Here is a 14,628-nt window from a genome sequence, read left to right on the forward strand (position 1 = left end):
ATATGTTTCAGATAAACGCGAAATATTATCGCATGGAATTTGAAATAGTCCTCTTTTGAAGAGGTAGCTATGAAGCCGACGTCCTTAATCATCATTACAAGTGTTCTGACCTTCGCACAAATCGCGGGGGCCCAATCAGCCGGGACTTGCAGCTCGATTTTCTCCGCAGGAATTTCACCACAGCAGGCGAGCTGGTCCAAGCTTTCACTGGAGCAAAAAAACTTCCTCCGCAAACAGCACATGTATTCAGCATCAAATGTTGTTCAGCGCAGACCTATCGTTAAAACTTCGGGTTTAAGAAAAGATGCTTCAAAAGATATCGATGCCGCTGACATTAAAATCGACACGGCCGATCCTTCATTGGTGATGCCAATCACGTATCCCAATGGCGTAACCAAGTATCGTATTAATTTCTCCGGGCTTCGTTATATCGAAGCAAACACTCCGATGGAGCTTTTCAAAGGCGGCATCAAAAAGGTTCAAAGGTCCCGCGGATTTTATAAAGACGGCACCGAGATGACAGGTGCCTATCACAATGAAGCTTGGGCTTGGGATGTCGTGATCTACAAAAATGAAGCTGGTGAGCTTATCGCCTTGGGCGGAGTCATGGAGCAGGCCGTAGCAGGACAGTTGCCCAATGTGGCTCGTGACAATCGATCCAGATCCCGTTGGTGGGGTAAAGTCACTCACACTGAAGTTAAGCCTGGAGTATATGAGGAGCACATTATCTGGCAAGAGCCCGTGCATGATTTCAATCGCTCCAAACATCAAGGTTGGGAGTATCACGGTTATGGCGGCACTTTAGTAACTCAGTTTAATCCGAAATCAGGTGTTCACGAGCCGATTAAGAATAAAAACGGCAACTATACGCTTATGTATGAACGAGTCACCCAAGAGCATAACGGCATGCCGTGGATGACGACGACATTTATGCGTGAGATGGATCCTTCGTTGAAAACAACCGTCGGTCCCGAGATCGCGGTTACTAATCTAATGAATCCAATCACCGGAAAACTTTTCGAAGCCTTGCGCCGGGGTGACGACCATCACACTGATGGTTACTTGCGCGAAGGTGACAACGTTTTAAAAGAACTTAAAAACAATCAATTTGTGAAAGCAGGCAGTGCCAATGACTACGTCCGAAAATACGGTATTTATCTTGATTATCGCCCACCTGGCGCAGATGCAGTTGGACCTTATAAAAACGTCGTCGACAGCCGCGGTGAAATGGTCGACTTCGCGACTACATTAAATTTGCGGGAAATGATGAACGCAACGTGGGTAGGGCGCCCGCAGTTGAACTATGACCCGCAAGGCAAGCTGTGGCTGTCATTTCATTTCGTACCGAAGGACAGCATCCCCGAAGGTGCTCCCGTTGAAGGTTGGCCATCCGCAAAAGACTTCCCCGAATACGGTCGAATCACCGCGATGATTCCGGTTAAATTCGAGTACGATGCAATCGGGCAGCCGATGCTTAAAAAAGATATCGATCCTGAGTTTTCGTATATGTACGAATAGTTGTGCGCCGCCGCACCCGTAGCGGGTGTGACGGAGTTAAGACTATCTGGCAGCGACCAGATTTCTTAAGATCGCTTGCTCAATTTGGGTACGGTTAATTGGCTTTGTTAAATACTCGGCAAAGCCCGAACCCAGGCAGCGCTCTCGCTCTTCCTTTAAGGCGTTGGCGGTCAGTGCGATCACCGGCATGCGGTAGTTGCGCTTTTTCATTTCTGTCGTGGTAGTGATTCCATCCATGCGAGGCATCTGCAGATCCATTAGGACGACATGCGGTTCGAATATGGGGAGCTTCTCCAGACATTGAATTCCGTCTTCGGCAGTTTCCACCACATAGTGATTTTTTCTAAGCATGATAGTCAGTAAACGACGATTGTCAGCGTTGTCGTCGACCACCAGAATTTTTGCTGTATGCGTTTGCGGGCTTTTTTCTTCCTGAACAGGAACGTCACGAATGTTTGCAGCATCATCAAAAATAGGAATCGACAGCAGGAACGTGGAACCTTCTTTGATAGCACTCTTAGAAAGATCCAAATTCCCACCCAGTGCTTTCGCCAAATTTCTGGAAAGAACCAATCCCAATCCCGTACCACCAAAGGATCTAGTGATCGAAGAGTCCGCTTGTTGAAACGGACTGAACAGGATGTTTTGTTGCTCTTCCGAGATCCCGATACCTGTGTCAGTGATAGAAAAGCTTACGAAGTCTGCGCCGCGCGGATAAACCTGAACCGTGACGTGGCCATTATCTGTAAACTTGATGGCATTTCCAATTAAGTTATACAAAATTTGTTTCAGGCGTACCGGGTCTGTCACCATTTCTTCAGGCAATTCGGACGCAAAGGTAAGATCAAAGCCGATGCCTTTATTTTTAGAAAGTGCACTGAATGTCGCAGATAGTTCATTTTTCAAATCATCAAAGCGCACCTTTGATTTTTCAATTTCCATTTTGTGCGCTTCGATCTTGGATAGATCCAAAACGTCATTGATCAAATTCATCAGCAATTGACCGTTACGCAGGATCGCTTCCTTGGCAGAGTCTTTTTCTTCGGGAGAGGCGTGGTCCTCAGTAATCATTTCCGAAAATCCCAGGATCGCTCCCAGGGGAGTGCGGATCTCATGACTCATGTTTGCCAGGAAAGTACTTTTCGCAGCGTTGGCTTTTTCGGCCTGCTCTTTTGCGTATTTAAGTTCTTTTTCACGAAGCTCTAGCTGAGAGGTACGTTCCAGAACTCGCAACTCAAGTTCTGAGTATAGTTTTCTTTGAACTTGTTCGGCGTTTTTGCGATCCGTGATATCGCGGGTCACTTTTAAGAAACCTTTTACTTTGTGATTCTTATCGTAAAGTGCCGTGAGGACCACATTGGCCCAAAATAGTGAACCATCTTTACGCAGTCGTACACCTTCTTCTTCAAAGCGGCCGGTTTCTGCTGCCACTTGCAATTCATGTTCAGGATGTCCGCGGTCGATTGCTTCTTGTGAGTAAAAGGTAGAGAAGTGTTTCCCAAGGATTTCCTCTGCCGAGTAACCTTTAATACGTTGTGCACCGGCATTCCAAGTGCTGACGTAACCATTGCGGTCCAATGCGAAAATTGCATAATCAACAACACTTCGTACTAGGGCTTCAAAGCTTTCGTTTTGAAGTTCTTGTGCGTTTTCTTTACTTCCAGAATTACCAGATTGTTTTGTGTCCATGTTGTCCCCTAACAGTTTAAGAAGACAGCATTACAAACTTCAAATCAAGAGTAGGGAACAAACATGTCATAGTTGAAATGAACTTCAACGAACGGATGTTTTGATGCGGGGCTTAATTCGAGCGACTTCAGTCGAGAATTCAGGATATACGAGGCATGTTTCGCTTTTTTAGATGATGAAAAAGACCGTTCCATTTGTGCGCTGCCGCACCCGTAGCGGGTGTGACGTGATCACAGTTATTTAATTTTCGCGATCCCGCGGGAAGCCATTTGCTGATCGATGGCCTCGATCAGTCTGGAGTTCAATAGTTCCCAGTTCTTTTGAAACGAAACATCTGGATTTTTTAGCTTAAAGGAAATTTCTTTAGTAATCGCATCCATGACGGCCTCTAAGATTTCGCCACTGTGCTTGTTGCGCAGTGATGGACTTGCTAAATACGAATTCCAAATTGCACTTCTGGTTGCAGAGAAGAAGTTGTGGGGACGAGTGTCTAAATTCTGATGACGGCGATTTTCAAAATCCCGTTGCTCTAGAGTTTGCGTAGCTTGTCCCTTAAGTCTTGATGCTTGAAGTCCTCGGGTGAACACAATACTTTTTGAGATCGCATCTGCTTTACCAGAATAGAGTACCGCGACGACGTCCGCGAAAAACTCATCGTAGGGTTCTTTTATAGCCGTGACCTTGCGATAATCCGCTTTGATATCTTGAATCTGATCCCGAACCCGAGCCATCATCGTCGACACGGCTGTATGACGCTGGATTATCTCTGGGGGAGTGGGTTTTCCAGCTTCTTTAAAAGTTTTCATTTGTGCAGCCAGTGAGGTTTTCTGTAATTCGAGTTCGGCGAATTTTTTCTCAAAAGGTTTGGCTTTTTCCAATGAGGATACACCCTCTGCATAAAGGGGTTCGCGGTGCAGATAGTTTTCTGCAAAAACCAGATGGCCGTACTCATGTGCCAGAATGGCCAGTGCTAATGACGGAGCTTTTTGATAAGTCTTACCGTTGATCGTGCGAGAATAACGAATTCCCATAGTTATGCTTTTTTGGATTTGATCGGCAAAGGGAGCATTGTGCTCGCTGTGAATCAAAATCTCTGCGTTCTGAGGTGCCTGCAACTTCCCAAGGCGAGAGTTTACGTCGTTAACGACCTCGCGGAAAGACTCAACCTGCTTAGGCGTCACCCCGTTATCTTGGGGTCGGAACTGCACTTCAGGTGCGAATACGGCCTGACAGAGGAGTGCCCCCGCCACAGCAGACAGCGACCAGGCCATGGCCACGGCCCCAGCTATAATTCGTAACGCCCATATGGTGTGTTTCATCTGGCCGATACCCTACAAGGACTGCGCCGAGCTCTATGGAGAATGAGCGGCTCTAGGGGGTGTTTGGCTGTTTAAACTCTATACACCGGGACAATTCAAGTCCTGACGTATTTCTGCCTAGCGGAGCTCTTTTAACCACTCCACCAGGGCCTGCGTGGTGAGCTTCGGTTGTTCCAAAGTTGAAGTGTGCCCGCAATTTGGAATCAGAACGAATTTGGAACCTGCAATACCATCCGCAATTTCTTTCATCACAGGTGGTGGAATTATGACATCATCCTCTGCTGCAATAATTAATGTCGGGCATTTGATGTCTTTCAAGTAGGGACGTGAATCAATACGTCCCATGATAGCGCGCTGCTGGCCGATAAACTGTTCTGCGCCAGTTTCTTCGCTCATCTGCAGAAATACTTTGCGCAGTTCCGGGTTTTGATAATCACGGAAGATAAGTTTTAAAGAAGCTTCCATGGCTTCTTTAAAATTTCCGGATTGAGTTTGCGCGATCGCCGTATTGCGCGCAGTGGTTTGCTCCGGAGTATCTGGACGAGCCGAAGTATTCATCAGAATTAACTTCGCCACGCGCTCCGGAGCTTGGCGCATAATCTCAAAAGAAATATATCCGCCCATGGAAAGGCCCAGCAAAGTAAACTTCGGTGGAGCATTGGCAAGAATTGATTTTGCTATTTCCGGAATCGAAGCCTGTTTGCGATGATCCGCGACCATCACCGGCCCAAACTGCCAGAGAGCAGGAATCTGCGCCTCAAAAAGTCTTGGGGTGCAAACAAGGCCGGGAATCATGACGATGGGTTGTGATGAATTCATACTCTGAATTCTACCGGGTACGGACACACTTTTGGTAGCAGCAGCGCAGTACAAAAAGGGAACTGTTACCTTTTTGTGGAGTATGGTAATTTGGTAGGGATAAAGGAAAACTGTTATGGACGCCCATTATGGCAAAGTGATGCAAGCAAGAGATCAAATTAAGGATAGTGGCAATAGATTGTATTTTGCTTATTCGGGAGTTTTGGATCGCGAAGCTTTCGAAATTTGGGCTGAAGAGCACAGTTACCAGTTTTTCATTTTGCCCGAGGGTCAAGTGGCCGAGGCAAAAGGTATTGATCTGATTTTTGACTTTCCTTCCCGCTGGTGGGGCGGGCGAGTTGCCGGGTTGGTGGAAAAAGAGGCCTCTTCTGTGTTCGGAAGACTGTTTGAAATTCCAGCCAAAGAGTGGCCGATCATTCAACATAAAGAAGGTGTCGTCACGGGTATGTCTGTCGAAATTACTCTGAAGGTTTCAGTCAATGGGCAGGAGTTCGAGGCAACAGCTTTTGTTACTTCACCGAATCGCCGCAGTCTTGATGGGCCGGTCAGTGAGCGCTATCTTGAGGCCTTGGTGCGAGGTGCGCGTGCTTCCGGATTGCCGGAAGAGTACGTGGAATCACTTCCTGCGAAGGCTCGGTGAGGCAAAAGGCGTTACGCCATTTTCTAGCATTTCAATAATTTTGACTTTCAATTTCTCGCGCGTCTCCGGCTTCTTGGCATTATGAAGTCGGAATGCGATCGAAAACAGATTTGCCTTCTTTAACGTCTTATAAAAAGCCTTGGCCTTTTTGTTCTTATTTAAATCCTTCAGAAAATCAGCAGGAACTTCCATCGACTTCGGAGAGTTGTAGGCTTTGTCCCAGCGCCCATCTTTTTTAGCTGCCGCTACGGCTTCAAGGCCTGCTGGCATCATAAGGCCGGCCTTGATTAGGCGTTTCACATGTTCGGTATTAATTTTAGACCAAACACTCTTTGCACGTCTTGGTGTAAAGCGATTGCAGTAGGAAATCTCGTCAACGGATTTTCTGATTCCATCAATCCATCCGAAGCAAAGCATTTCATCGAGCACTTCAGCAGGTGTCACTCCGGTTTTACCAGAATTCTTTTTGTAAAATCCAATCCATAGCTCTGCCACAGAGTCGTGGTTCTTCTTAAGCCATTTTCGCAGATCTGCTTGAGTCTTAAAATATTGGATCTTCATCTGTACTCCAGCCCCGCCCAGCCCAGCGCCTTTAAATGATTCCGCCCTCAGTTAGTAACGCTGCGCCGGAAACTCCAGGCAGTTCTTCGATAAGATTTTTAACTAAAAACTCAAATCGCTCAATGGCTTGTTCTTTACGAGCGGCATCTGTGCCTTCCAAGCCATCTGCAAGTTCACGCCACTCTGGCGAGCGCAGTAAGACTTCTTGGAAGGATTTGGTAAATACATCAGCCCAGGTAGGTTGACTGAAAGTAAAATTCAGAGACAAAGAGTCCTCTTCAGTTGTGGTCTCGTGCCAGTAACCCCGAGGCACAAATAAAACGCAGCCAGGCTTCATCACGCAAGTCATGCTGTCTTCAGGTAGCTCTTCAATCAGGGGAGCATGGCATTGTTTTTCCAAGGCCGCTGGCATTTCCAGTGCTCCTGTTGTGAACCGCTCTGTCGGGAAATCAACGGATTCATTCGGAGCTAAACGCCAAGTCTTTGTACCTTGAATCTGAATCACAAAATTCGCATTAGCATCAAAATGCAGCCGAGTCCCACAGCCAGCAGGAGTCGCATAGGCGATCGAGCGTGCTTTACACAGATCATTCTCTTCACCACCAGTGACTAATCCCAGATCCTGACGGATTTGCTTAAGGGAAGCCGCGATAGTTGCATCCTGGTTTTGCATAGAATCAAAAACCAAAGTCATGTTATTGCGATATGCTTTTAAAGCATCAGAGGGCTGCAAGTGAATCGAACTGTATTCATCGTCAAAGTCGGGCAGGCACGCACGCACCTGGCGTTGGCGGGCAGCAATTAGAAGTTCCAGATCCTGCAGTTGCGGAAGTTCAAACAAAGTTTGCAACTTTCCTGGTTGCGGTTGAATAAACAAAGGCTCAACCGGCCAGTTGGAGCTAAAGAATTCTTGAACACTAATAGGAGCGATAAGATCTGCCAGACCAATTTTTTTCATGTCCTGACTGTAGCAAATTGCCGTGGGGGCTTCAACAGAAAGCCTGTCAGATAGTTGCCCAGGCGGACACTTAGATTGCCCAAGCAGAAACTAAGGGCGAAAGTGCTGCGTTTAGCGGTTAAACGCACCAAGTTTCCGCAGCGGAAGTGAAATAGGCTGTTTTGTCCTCGAAACTGTCAAAACGACGGAGTAAGTTTTCTTGTCTTATTAATTCTTTTAATTCGCGTGAAGGCGGAAGGTTCCGAAGTTAATGCGTTCAGAGTAGCGAACGCCATTTGCGGCTTTAACACTTCTTTGCGAGCGAACGATAAGCTCATAGGCTTGAGGCAGATCTGCTTTATTCAGCGTGACTGACTGATCCTGATAAGAACCCGCATTTAGATCCTGCAGGGGAGCCTGAAGCAGAATGCGATAGTTTTTATCCACTATCAGCAACTCGTAGTTGCTATAGCTGGTTTCCACTTTTACACCATTCGGTGCCGTGTATTTATCCAATGATGGTTGAGAGTCGCCAACCCAGCGTCCATTTTTGCATTGAACCATCGCCACCCGAAGCGTGACGTCTTGGTCAGCTGGTGAAGAGCTTTCAGTGATCAGACTGATCGCTACGAATTTACCTTTGTTATTCGAAGCAGTGGAGTTGCAGTAAGCTACTGAACCATCCAAAACTTTTACTACGGATGATGCGAAGGCTGCAGGGGCGAGAAACAATGTGAGGTAAATTGCGATAAGTGAGCGAATCATGATATCTCCTGGAAGTGATTTATATCATCAGTTCTCGAGGATGAAGGGATGATTTTCACGTTCTGCAATTTATCTCTGACAACAGATTAGTCAGTCTGTTCCAAATGGTAAGCGTTCATCGTTTAAAGCGAACATCTTTATAAATATTATCGAATATTTCAATGAAGTGGTTTTTGGTAAGGTTGTTTCAAGCGAAAGGAATGCGATTATGAAATGCCCTCATTGCAAAGATAAAGACCTGGTTATGAGTGAACGAAAAGGTGTCGAGATCGACTATTGCCCTGACTGCCGGGGAATTTGGTTGGACAGGGGAGAGCTTGATAAAATTCTTGAGCGCTCACAAAAAGAGGAAATGGCAACTGCGAGTGCACCACAACCTTCCTATTCAAATCCTTCTTACAACGGAAGTTATGGGGGAAAGCCTTACAAGAGAAAGAAATCTTTCTTCGAAGAACTATTCGATTAGAAAATTTCAAGGCAGGTCGGGCACAACTCTCGACCTGCTTTATGACCGAAAGGCCAGAGTAGAATTGAGATTCTGATTAAAACCCAGAAATAAAATCATATGAATATGAGCTGTTCCGAAATTTCAGACTTCATTTGAAACACGGAAATGCTATAAACGATCGCTTTTGTAAACACATGCTTTAAGTGCGCGAAGTAACAACCGAATAGCTTGGTATGAGAAAATGTACGTACGGGATTCTCATTCTAACACTTTTGGTTGGTGCGCTTGCTTGGGCATCGCCGGATTCCTTTACCTATCAAGGACGTATTCTTAAATCCAATGGTGCACCACTCGAATACAACAGTGTAAGTTTCGCTTTTGAAATTACCAATGCAGCCGGTAACTGTACATTTTGGCAGGAGCAAAAAGATCACGTGAACATGCAAGGATCTTCTGGAGTCTTTGACGTGCCAATAGGATCGGGCACACGTATTTTTCCAACGACTCCGCTTGCTGATATTCGTGATGCTTTTAAGAACTCTGTAGAGCTGAACTGTGCGGGTGGTGGCAAGTACACGCCTTCTGAAACAGAAATCCGTCTTTTAAAAGTTCAATTTCATGATGGCGTTGGATGGAATGCGATTACTCCGAGCTCGGAAATCCGCTCGGTTCCATTTTCTACTTTTTCGTATTCAGCAGCAAAGCTTGGCAGTAACCTTCCTTCTGACTTTGTTTTGAGATCTGCCGTGACGCCTTGTTTGGCGGGCCAATACCTGACTTACGATGGCACAAGTTTCACCTGTCAGAATGATTCCGGCGGTACTGGGACTATTACTGATGTAAATGTGACATCTCCGCTTACTAAAGGTGGGACACTTGTAGCCCCGGTACTGGGCATAAACGTTGGTACCACAGCAGGATCTGTTGCTGCGGGTAATGATGCACGTTTTGGAGATGCACAGAAAATTCATGGTCTTGCAATTTCCAATGCAGCCCCAATATCGGCGCAATATTTAAAGTACAATGGCACTCAGTGGGCGCCAGCTACTATTGATATCAGTGAGATCAGCGATCCGTCTGGAAGTCTTACAGGCCTAATGAAACAATCAGCCTTCAATGCGGCAGTCACTTCTGCAAGCTGTACGACAAATCAGACGATGTATTGGAATTCTGTTTCTGGAAACTTTCAATGTCAGACCATCAATATTACTTCACTCGATTTTGCGAAAGTGACCGGAACGCCAAACACACTGGGTGGATATGGAATTACGGACGGTGTGAAAAATCTTGGTGGCGTTCCAGGCTTGAAATCTGGCACGAACGCTGCCAAAGGCCCGGCGACTTCTGCTGGTAATATCTATATCGCTACGGATTCTAAGGAAATTTACCGCGACAATGGTACGACGTGGGATCTTGTTGGTTCAGCATCAGGAGCTGGCGGTACAGTGACTTCTGTCACCGGCACTGCAGGCCAAATCAGTGTTTCAACAGGTACGACGATGCCTGTCGTTTCACTTGTAAATGTGGGTACGGCAGGAAGCTATTATAAAGTCACTACAGATGCACAAGGGCGGGTGACTTCAGGTTCTGCGGCTTTAGTTGCGGCGGATATTCCTGCTTTGGATTTTTCTAAAATCACAACAGGTAAACCAACGACCCTCGCTGGTTATGGTATTACTGACGCAGTAAAAAATCTTGGCGGCGTACCAGCATTTAAATCCGGAACCAATGCTTCAAAAGGCGCTGGTACGACGGCGGGGAATATCTATATCACTACCGATTCCAATGAAATCTATCGCGACAATGGGACCACTTGGGATCTGATCGGTTCTGCGACAGGCGCAGGGGGTACGATCACTGGAGTTACTGCGGGTACTGGTCTTACGGGTGGAGGCACCACGGGTTCAGTTTCATTGGCAGTGAATGTTGGTACGGGCGCAAATCAAATTGTGCAGATGACGGCTGCTGCAAAACTTCCCGCGGTTGATGGTTCAGCTTTAACTAACTTAAATCCAGCGAATTTGTCTGCGGTAGTACCAATTACAAAGGGTGGTACCGGTCAAACGACAGCAGTATTGGGATTTAATGCTTTAAGTCCTCTTGCAGCCAAAGGTGATCTGATCACACGGGATGTAACCAACAACGTTCGACTTGTGGTTGGTACTGACGGGCAAATTCTTACAGCAGACAGCACTCAGGCGAGCGGATTAAAATGGGCGACGCCGACTGTGGGGACGGTGACTTCGGTTGCAGGAACTGTAGGGCAGATCAGCGTGGCAACCGGGACGACGACTCCTGTGGTGTCACTGGTAAATGTAGGTACAGCTGGAAGCTATTATAAAGTTACAACCGATGCGCAAGGCCGAGTGACTTCAGGTTCTACGGCTTTAGTTGCGGCGGATATTCCTGCTTTGGATTTTTCTAAAATCACAACCGGTAAGCCAACGACCCTCGCTGGTTATGGTATTACTGACGCCGTAAAAAATCTTGGCGGCGTACCAGCATTTAAATCCGGAACGAATGCTGCAAAAGGTGCAGGCACAACGGCCGGGAATATTTATATCACTACTGATTCAAATGAAATCTATCGCGACAATGGAGCCACTTGGGATCTTATCGGTTCCGCTACAGGAGCTGGTGGCACTATCACGGGAGTAACAGCAGGTACTGGTTTAACAGGTGGGGGTACCGCCGGGTCTGTCTCACTTGCCGTAAACGTAGGTACAGGAGCGAATCAAGTTGTGCAAATGACGGCTGCTGCAAAACTTCCAGCTGTCGATGGTTCAGCTTTAACGAATCTAAATCCTGCGAACCTATCTGCGGTGGTACCTATTACCAAGGGTGGTACCGGTCAAGTTACAGCAGTGTTGGGCTTTAATGCTTTAAGTCCGGTTACTGCCAAGGGTGATCTAATCACGCGTGATGCAACTAACAACATCCGGTTAGCTGTTGGAACTGACGGGCAGATGCTTACCGCCGACAGTTTGCAACCAGGTGGATTAAAATGGACTACACCAACCGTCGGCACAGTGACCTCAGTCAGTGGTACCGCAGGGCAAATCAACGTTGCAACGGGAACCACAACGCCAGTTATTTCGTTGCCAAGCACTGGCACTGCAGGGACTTACTATAAAGTCACAACGGATGCACAAGGACGGGTGACATCGGGATCCGCAGCATTGGTGGCTGCGGATATTCCGGCTCTGGATTATTCCAAAATTACCACTGGCAAGCCAACCACTCTTAGTGGTTACGGAATCACTGATGCCGTTAAAAATCTGGGTGGCGTTCCGGGTTTGAAGTCAGGAACTAACGCAACTAAAGGGGCGGTTTCTGCAGCCGGCAACATCTATATCGCGACAGACACGAAAGAAATATATCGCGACAACGGTACGACTTGGGATCTTATTTCCTCCGCGGATGGCTCAGGTGGTACGATCACCGAAGTCACGGCAGGAACAGGGTTAACGGGGGGCGGGACTACGGGTTCTGTTTCTTTAGCCGTAAATGTCGGTACCGGTGCAAATCAAATTGTGCAGATGACTTCCGGTGGGAAACTTCCTGCGGTGGACGGATCTGCCTTAACTAATATTAATCCGGCAAACTTATCTGCGGTTGTCCCAATCACTAAAGGTGGAACTGGCCAGACAACGGCGACTGCCGCGTTCAATGCCTTAAGTCCAACGACGACGAAGGGTGATCTAATCGTCCGCGATGGTACTAGTGACATTCGCCTTGGTGTTGGCACTAATGGTCAAATGCTAACTGTTGATAGTACTCAAGCTAGCGGTTTGAAATGGTCAACACCGACTGTAGGAACTGTGACTAATGTCACGGCAACAGCTCCTTTAAGTGTTGCTAACGGTGGTACGACTCCATCTATTTCAATTTCATCAGGCACGGGATTGGGACAAGTGCTGCGTTGGAATACAACGGCCTGGGCGTCTTCTTATTTTAATTTTGCCGATTTAAAATCAGCAGCAGGTTTAACGCAAATTCCAAATTCCTGTACGGCTTCGCAAACTTTGGTTTGGCAGACTCCATCAGATACTTTTGCCTGTACGAATATATCTGTGAGTGGAACTAATTTTGCCGCGCAGTCGGCAGGGCTTGTTTTTGCTGGTCCCACGGCGGGAAGTGCTGCACCGACGTTCCGTGCATTGGCTTCTTCCGATCTTCCAGCAGGGACTCTTGATGGCACAGGTACAGCTGGCTACGTTCCGTATTATAGTGATGCCAATACTTTGACGAACTCCAATATCTTTACGAGTTCCTCCAATATCGGAATTGGGACTGCAACACCTGCGGCTTTACTTCACGTCAGTCAAACTTTACCCGATGGCAGTAAACCAGTCGTAAAATTTGAGAATTTAAAATCGAATATTTCGGGTTTAACGACATTAGCGGCACTCGCTCCGAATATCAGTGATACCTATCCTAAGATGAATATCCTGGTCGGTAAAGACTACGCCAATTACCAGGCTGGCTCTATCGAGTACAATTACAATTCCACAGACTCGGCTCAGCGCCGTTTAAGTATAGGTCATAAAGGATATACACCGAATTTTCATATCACAGAGCCCGGAAAAGTCGGAATCGGGACCACATCACCGCCATCGCCACTTTCCGTGGTGGGTGGGGCCTTCTTCGGAGATAAGGCAACGTTTCCGACTGATTTCAGTTCCATTGAAACTAATTCTTACGTCAACTCACTTTATTACGATACTGCCACTACCGGGAATTACGCTGCTTTTTCCGCTTGGATGAGAGTTGGTCCTGCTGCAAATTCAACACATTCATCTCAAGCATCTACAGCAGGGTTGTCATTCAACGTACCAGCCAGCGTGACAGTGAACTCAACCAGTCAGGCAATGTGGATTAGTGCCACCCGCAACCGATATTCAGCCAATGTTGATAGTGGCAAGGTAGAATCACTTATTGGTGCAAATATCGTTTATGGTCATGAAAACTCTGTTCCGGCAAACACTCCAACAACCACGAATGCTTACGGGGTTTTGATCAGTCCAAATTCCGCTACAGGCACGATTACAAACATGTACGATATGTACCTGGGTACAAAGACCGCCGGTGCAACCATTACGAATCGCTATGGCGTGTATCAGTCAGACTCGGCCGCAACGAATGTATTCAAGGGCAGAATTGGGATTGGAACGACGACCCCTGATGCATCATTGGATGTAGTTGGTCACGGTATATTCAACACTGGGAACGAATTCACGAATATACGTTTAGGACAAGAAATCAATGACAACATTTTCGCAGATAATTCGGCCGGAAAAATTTATGGCGGCGGTCTTTGGTTCCGTGTCCACGATGCCACGCAGGGATCGCTCTACAGAGACATTTTGTACCTAAACGATAACGGACGAGTCGGGATCGGTATTCCGCTTCCCACTTACACCTTGCATGTTAATGGATCCGTGGCCGGGACCTCTGCCTACGTCAATCTTTCAGATGAACGTCTTAAAAATAATATTCAGCGTATACCCAATGCGCTGGCTAAAGTTGAACGCCTTCGCGGTGTCACTTACGAATGGAATCATGAGGTTCATCCTGAATTGAAACTTAGTGAACGACAAGAGTTGGGTGTGATCGCTCAAGAAGTGGAAGCGATATTTCCCCAAGCAGTAAGCGAAGACAAAAAGACTGGCATTAAATCCGTCGCATATTCCATGTTGATTGGTCCGATCATAGAAGCAATCAAAGAGATTCACTCGTATGTGTCACAATTGCAAACCTCTGTCTCTAAGCAAGATGAGCGTCTTATGCGTGTTGAAAATGAGATGAATATTCTTAAAGAACAAAATGAACTTTTACGTAAACAAAACCAGGAACTGTTGCGAGTGATTCACTCCAAGGCTGACAAAACTCAATAATACAGAGAGATTAGACGACGAGTTCTTTCGAAAGC

The 14,628-nt window shown here is 46.7% G+C and carries 10 protein-coding genes; 4 read left to right on the forward strand and 6 right to left on the reverse strand.

The window, feature by feature from the left end; translation table 11 throughout:
• Positions 1-69 precede the first annotated feature (69 nt).
• Entirely contained in the window at positions 70-1,518 is a 1,449-nt protein-coding gene (locus ACLWNV_RS06035) for a hypothetical protein (RefSeq protein ID WP_413587024.1), read from the forward strand.
• 42 nt (positions 1,519-1,560) lie between these two features.
• On the opposite strand, the gene ACLWNV_RS06040 is transcribed toward ACLWNV_RS06035, so the two are convergent.
• The 3 genes from ACLWNV_RS06040 to ACLWNV_RS06050 form a co-directional block, all read right to left on the reverse strand.
• A complete protein-coding gene (locus tag ACLWNV_RS06040; protein ID WP_413587025.1) occupies positions 1,561-3,207 on the reverse strand; it encodes a response regulator in 1,647 nt (548 codons plus the stop codon).
• A gap of 236 nt (positions 3,208-3,443) precedes the next feature.
• Positions 3,444-4,526 carry a hypothetical protein gene (locus tag ACLWNV_RS06045; protein WP_413587026.1) on the reverse strand — a complete coding sequence of 361 codons (1,083 nt, stop codon included), beginning with the start codon at positions 4,524-4,526 and terminating at the stop codon, positions 3,444-3,446.
• A gap of 117 nt (positions 4,527-4,643) precedes the next feature.
• A complete protein-coding gene (locus ACLWNV_RS06050; protein WP_413587027.1) occupies positions 4,644-5,345 on the reverse strand; it encodes an alpha/beta fold hydrolase in 702 nt (233 codons plus the stop codon).
• Positions 5,346-5,460: 115 nt separating this feature from the next.
• Between ACLWNV_RS06050 and ACLWNV_RS06055 the strand changes: the two genes are divergently transcribed.
• The gene (locus ACLWNV_RS06055) at positions 5,461-5,985 is read left to right on the forward strand and encodes a gamma-glutamylcyclotransferase (protein ID WP_413587028.1); all 525 of its coding nucleotides are present in this window, start codon (positions 5,461-5,463) and stop codon (positions 5,983-5,985) included.
• On the opposite strand, the gene ACLWNV_RS06060 is transcribed toward ACLWNV_RS06055, so the two are convergent.
• The 3 genes from ACLWNV_RS06060 to ACLWNV_RS06070 all read right to left on the reverse strand — a co-directional run bounded on the left by ACLWNV_RS06060 (position 5,962) and on the right by ACLWNV_RS06070 (position 8,248).
• Positions 5,962-6,546: a YdeI/OmpD-associated family protein gene (locus ACLWNV_RS06060; RefSeq protein ID WP_413587029.1), complete on the reverse strand. Its 585-nt coding sequence runs from the start codon at positions 6,544-6,546 to the stop codon at positions 5,962-5,964. The two genes, ACLWNV_RS06055 and ACLWNV_RS06060, sit on opposite strands and share 24 nt — an antisense overlap.
• Positions 6,547-6,577: 31 nt before the next feature.
• Entirely contained in the window at positions 6,578-7,504 is a 927-nt protein-coding gene (locus ACLWNV_RS06065) for a JmjC domain-containing protein (RefSeq protein ID WP_413587030.1), read from the reverse strand.
• Positions 7,505-7,720: 216 nt separating this feature from the next.
• Complete coding sequence (locus tag ACLWNV_RS06070; RefSeq protein WP_413587031.1) at positions 7,721-8,248, reverse strand: hypothetical protein; 528 nt, start codon at positions 8,246-8,248, stop codon at positions 7,721-7,723.
• 208 nt (positions 8,249-8,456) lie between these two features.
• Here ACLWNV_RS06070 and ACLWNV_RS06075 point away from each other — a divergent pair, with 208 nt between their 5' ends.
• Both ACLWNV_RS06075 and ACLWNV_RS06080 read left to right on the forward strand, forming a co-directional pair.
• On the forward strand, positions 8,457-8,714 hold the full coding sequence (locus ACLWNV_RS06075; RefSeq protein WP_413587032.1) for a zf-TFIIB domain-containing protein: 258 nt from the start codon (positions 8,457-8,459) through the stop codon (positions 8,712-8,714).
• Between the two features lie 215 nt (positions 8,715-8,929).
• Positions 8,930-14,593, forward strand: coding sequence for a tail fiber domain-containing protein (locus ACLWNV_RS06080; protein ID WP_413587033.1), 5,664 nt, complete (start codon positions 8,930-8,932; stop codon positions 14,591-14,593).
• Positions 14,594-14,628: the final 35 nt, after the last annotated feature.

It is taken from the genome of Bdellovibrio sp. HCB274, from assembly GCF_047306075.1.
GTDB lineage: Bacteria > Bdellovibrionota > Bdellovibrionia > Bdellovibrionales > Bdellovibrionaceae > Bdellovibrio.

Bases quoted from the DNA above. Each gene is read 5' to 3' on its own strand.
- ACLWNV_RS06035 (WP_413587024.1), top strand. From the start codon at position 70: ATGAAGCCGACGTCCTTAATCATCATTACAAGTGTTCTGACCTTCGCA.
- ACLWNV_RS06040 (WP_413587025.1), bottom strand. From the start codon at position 3,207: ATGGACACAAAACAATCTGGTAATTCTGGAAGTAAAGAAAACGCACAA.
- ACLWNV_RS06045 (WP_413587026.1), bottom strand. From the start codon at position 4,526: ATGAAACACACCATATGGGCGTTACGAATTATAGCTGGGGCCGTGGCC.
- ACLWNV_RS06050 (WP_413587027.1), bottom strand. From the start codon at position 5,345: ATGAATTCATCACAACCCATCGTCATGATTCCCGGCCTTGTTTGCACC.
- ACLWNV_RS06055 (WP_413587028.1), top strand. From the start codon at position 5,461: ATGGACGCCCATTATGGCAAAGTGATGCAAGCAAGAGATCAAATTAAG.
- ACLWNV_RS06060 (WP_413587029.1), bottom strand. From the start codon at position 6,546: ATGAAGATCCAATATTTTAAGACTCAAGCAGATCTGCGAAAATGGCTT.
- ACLWNV_RS06065 (WP_413587030.1), bottom strand. From the start codon at position 7,504: ATGAAAAAAATTGGTCTGGCAGATCTTATCGCTCCTATTAGTGTTCAA.
- ACLWNV_RS06070 (WP_413587031.1), bottom strand. From the start codon at position 8,248: ATGATTCGCTCACTTATCGCAATTTACCTCACATTGTTTCTCGCCCCT.
- ACLWNV_RS06075 (WP_413587032.1), top strand. From the start codon at position 8,457: ATGAAATGCCCTCATTGCAAAGATAAAGACCTGGTTATGAGTGAACGA.
- ACLWNV_RS06080 (WP_413587033.1), top strand. From the start codon at position 8,930: ATGAGAAAATGTACGTACGGGATTCTCATTCTAACACTTTTGGTTGGT.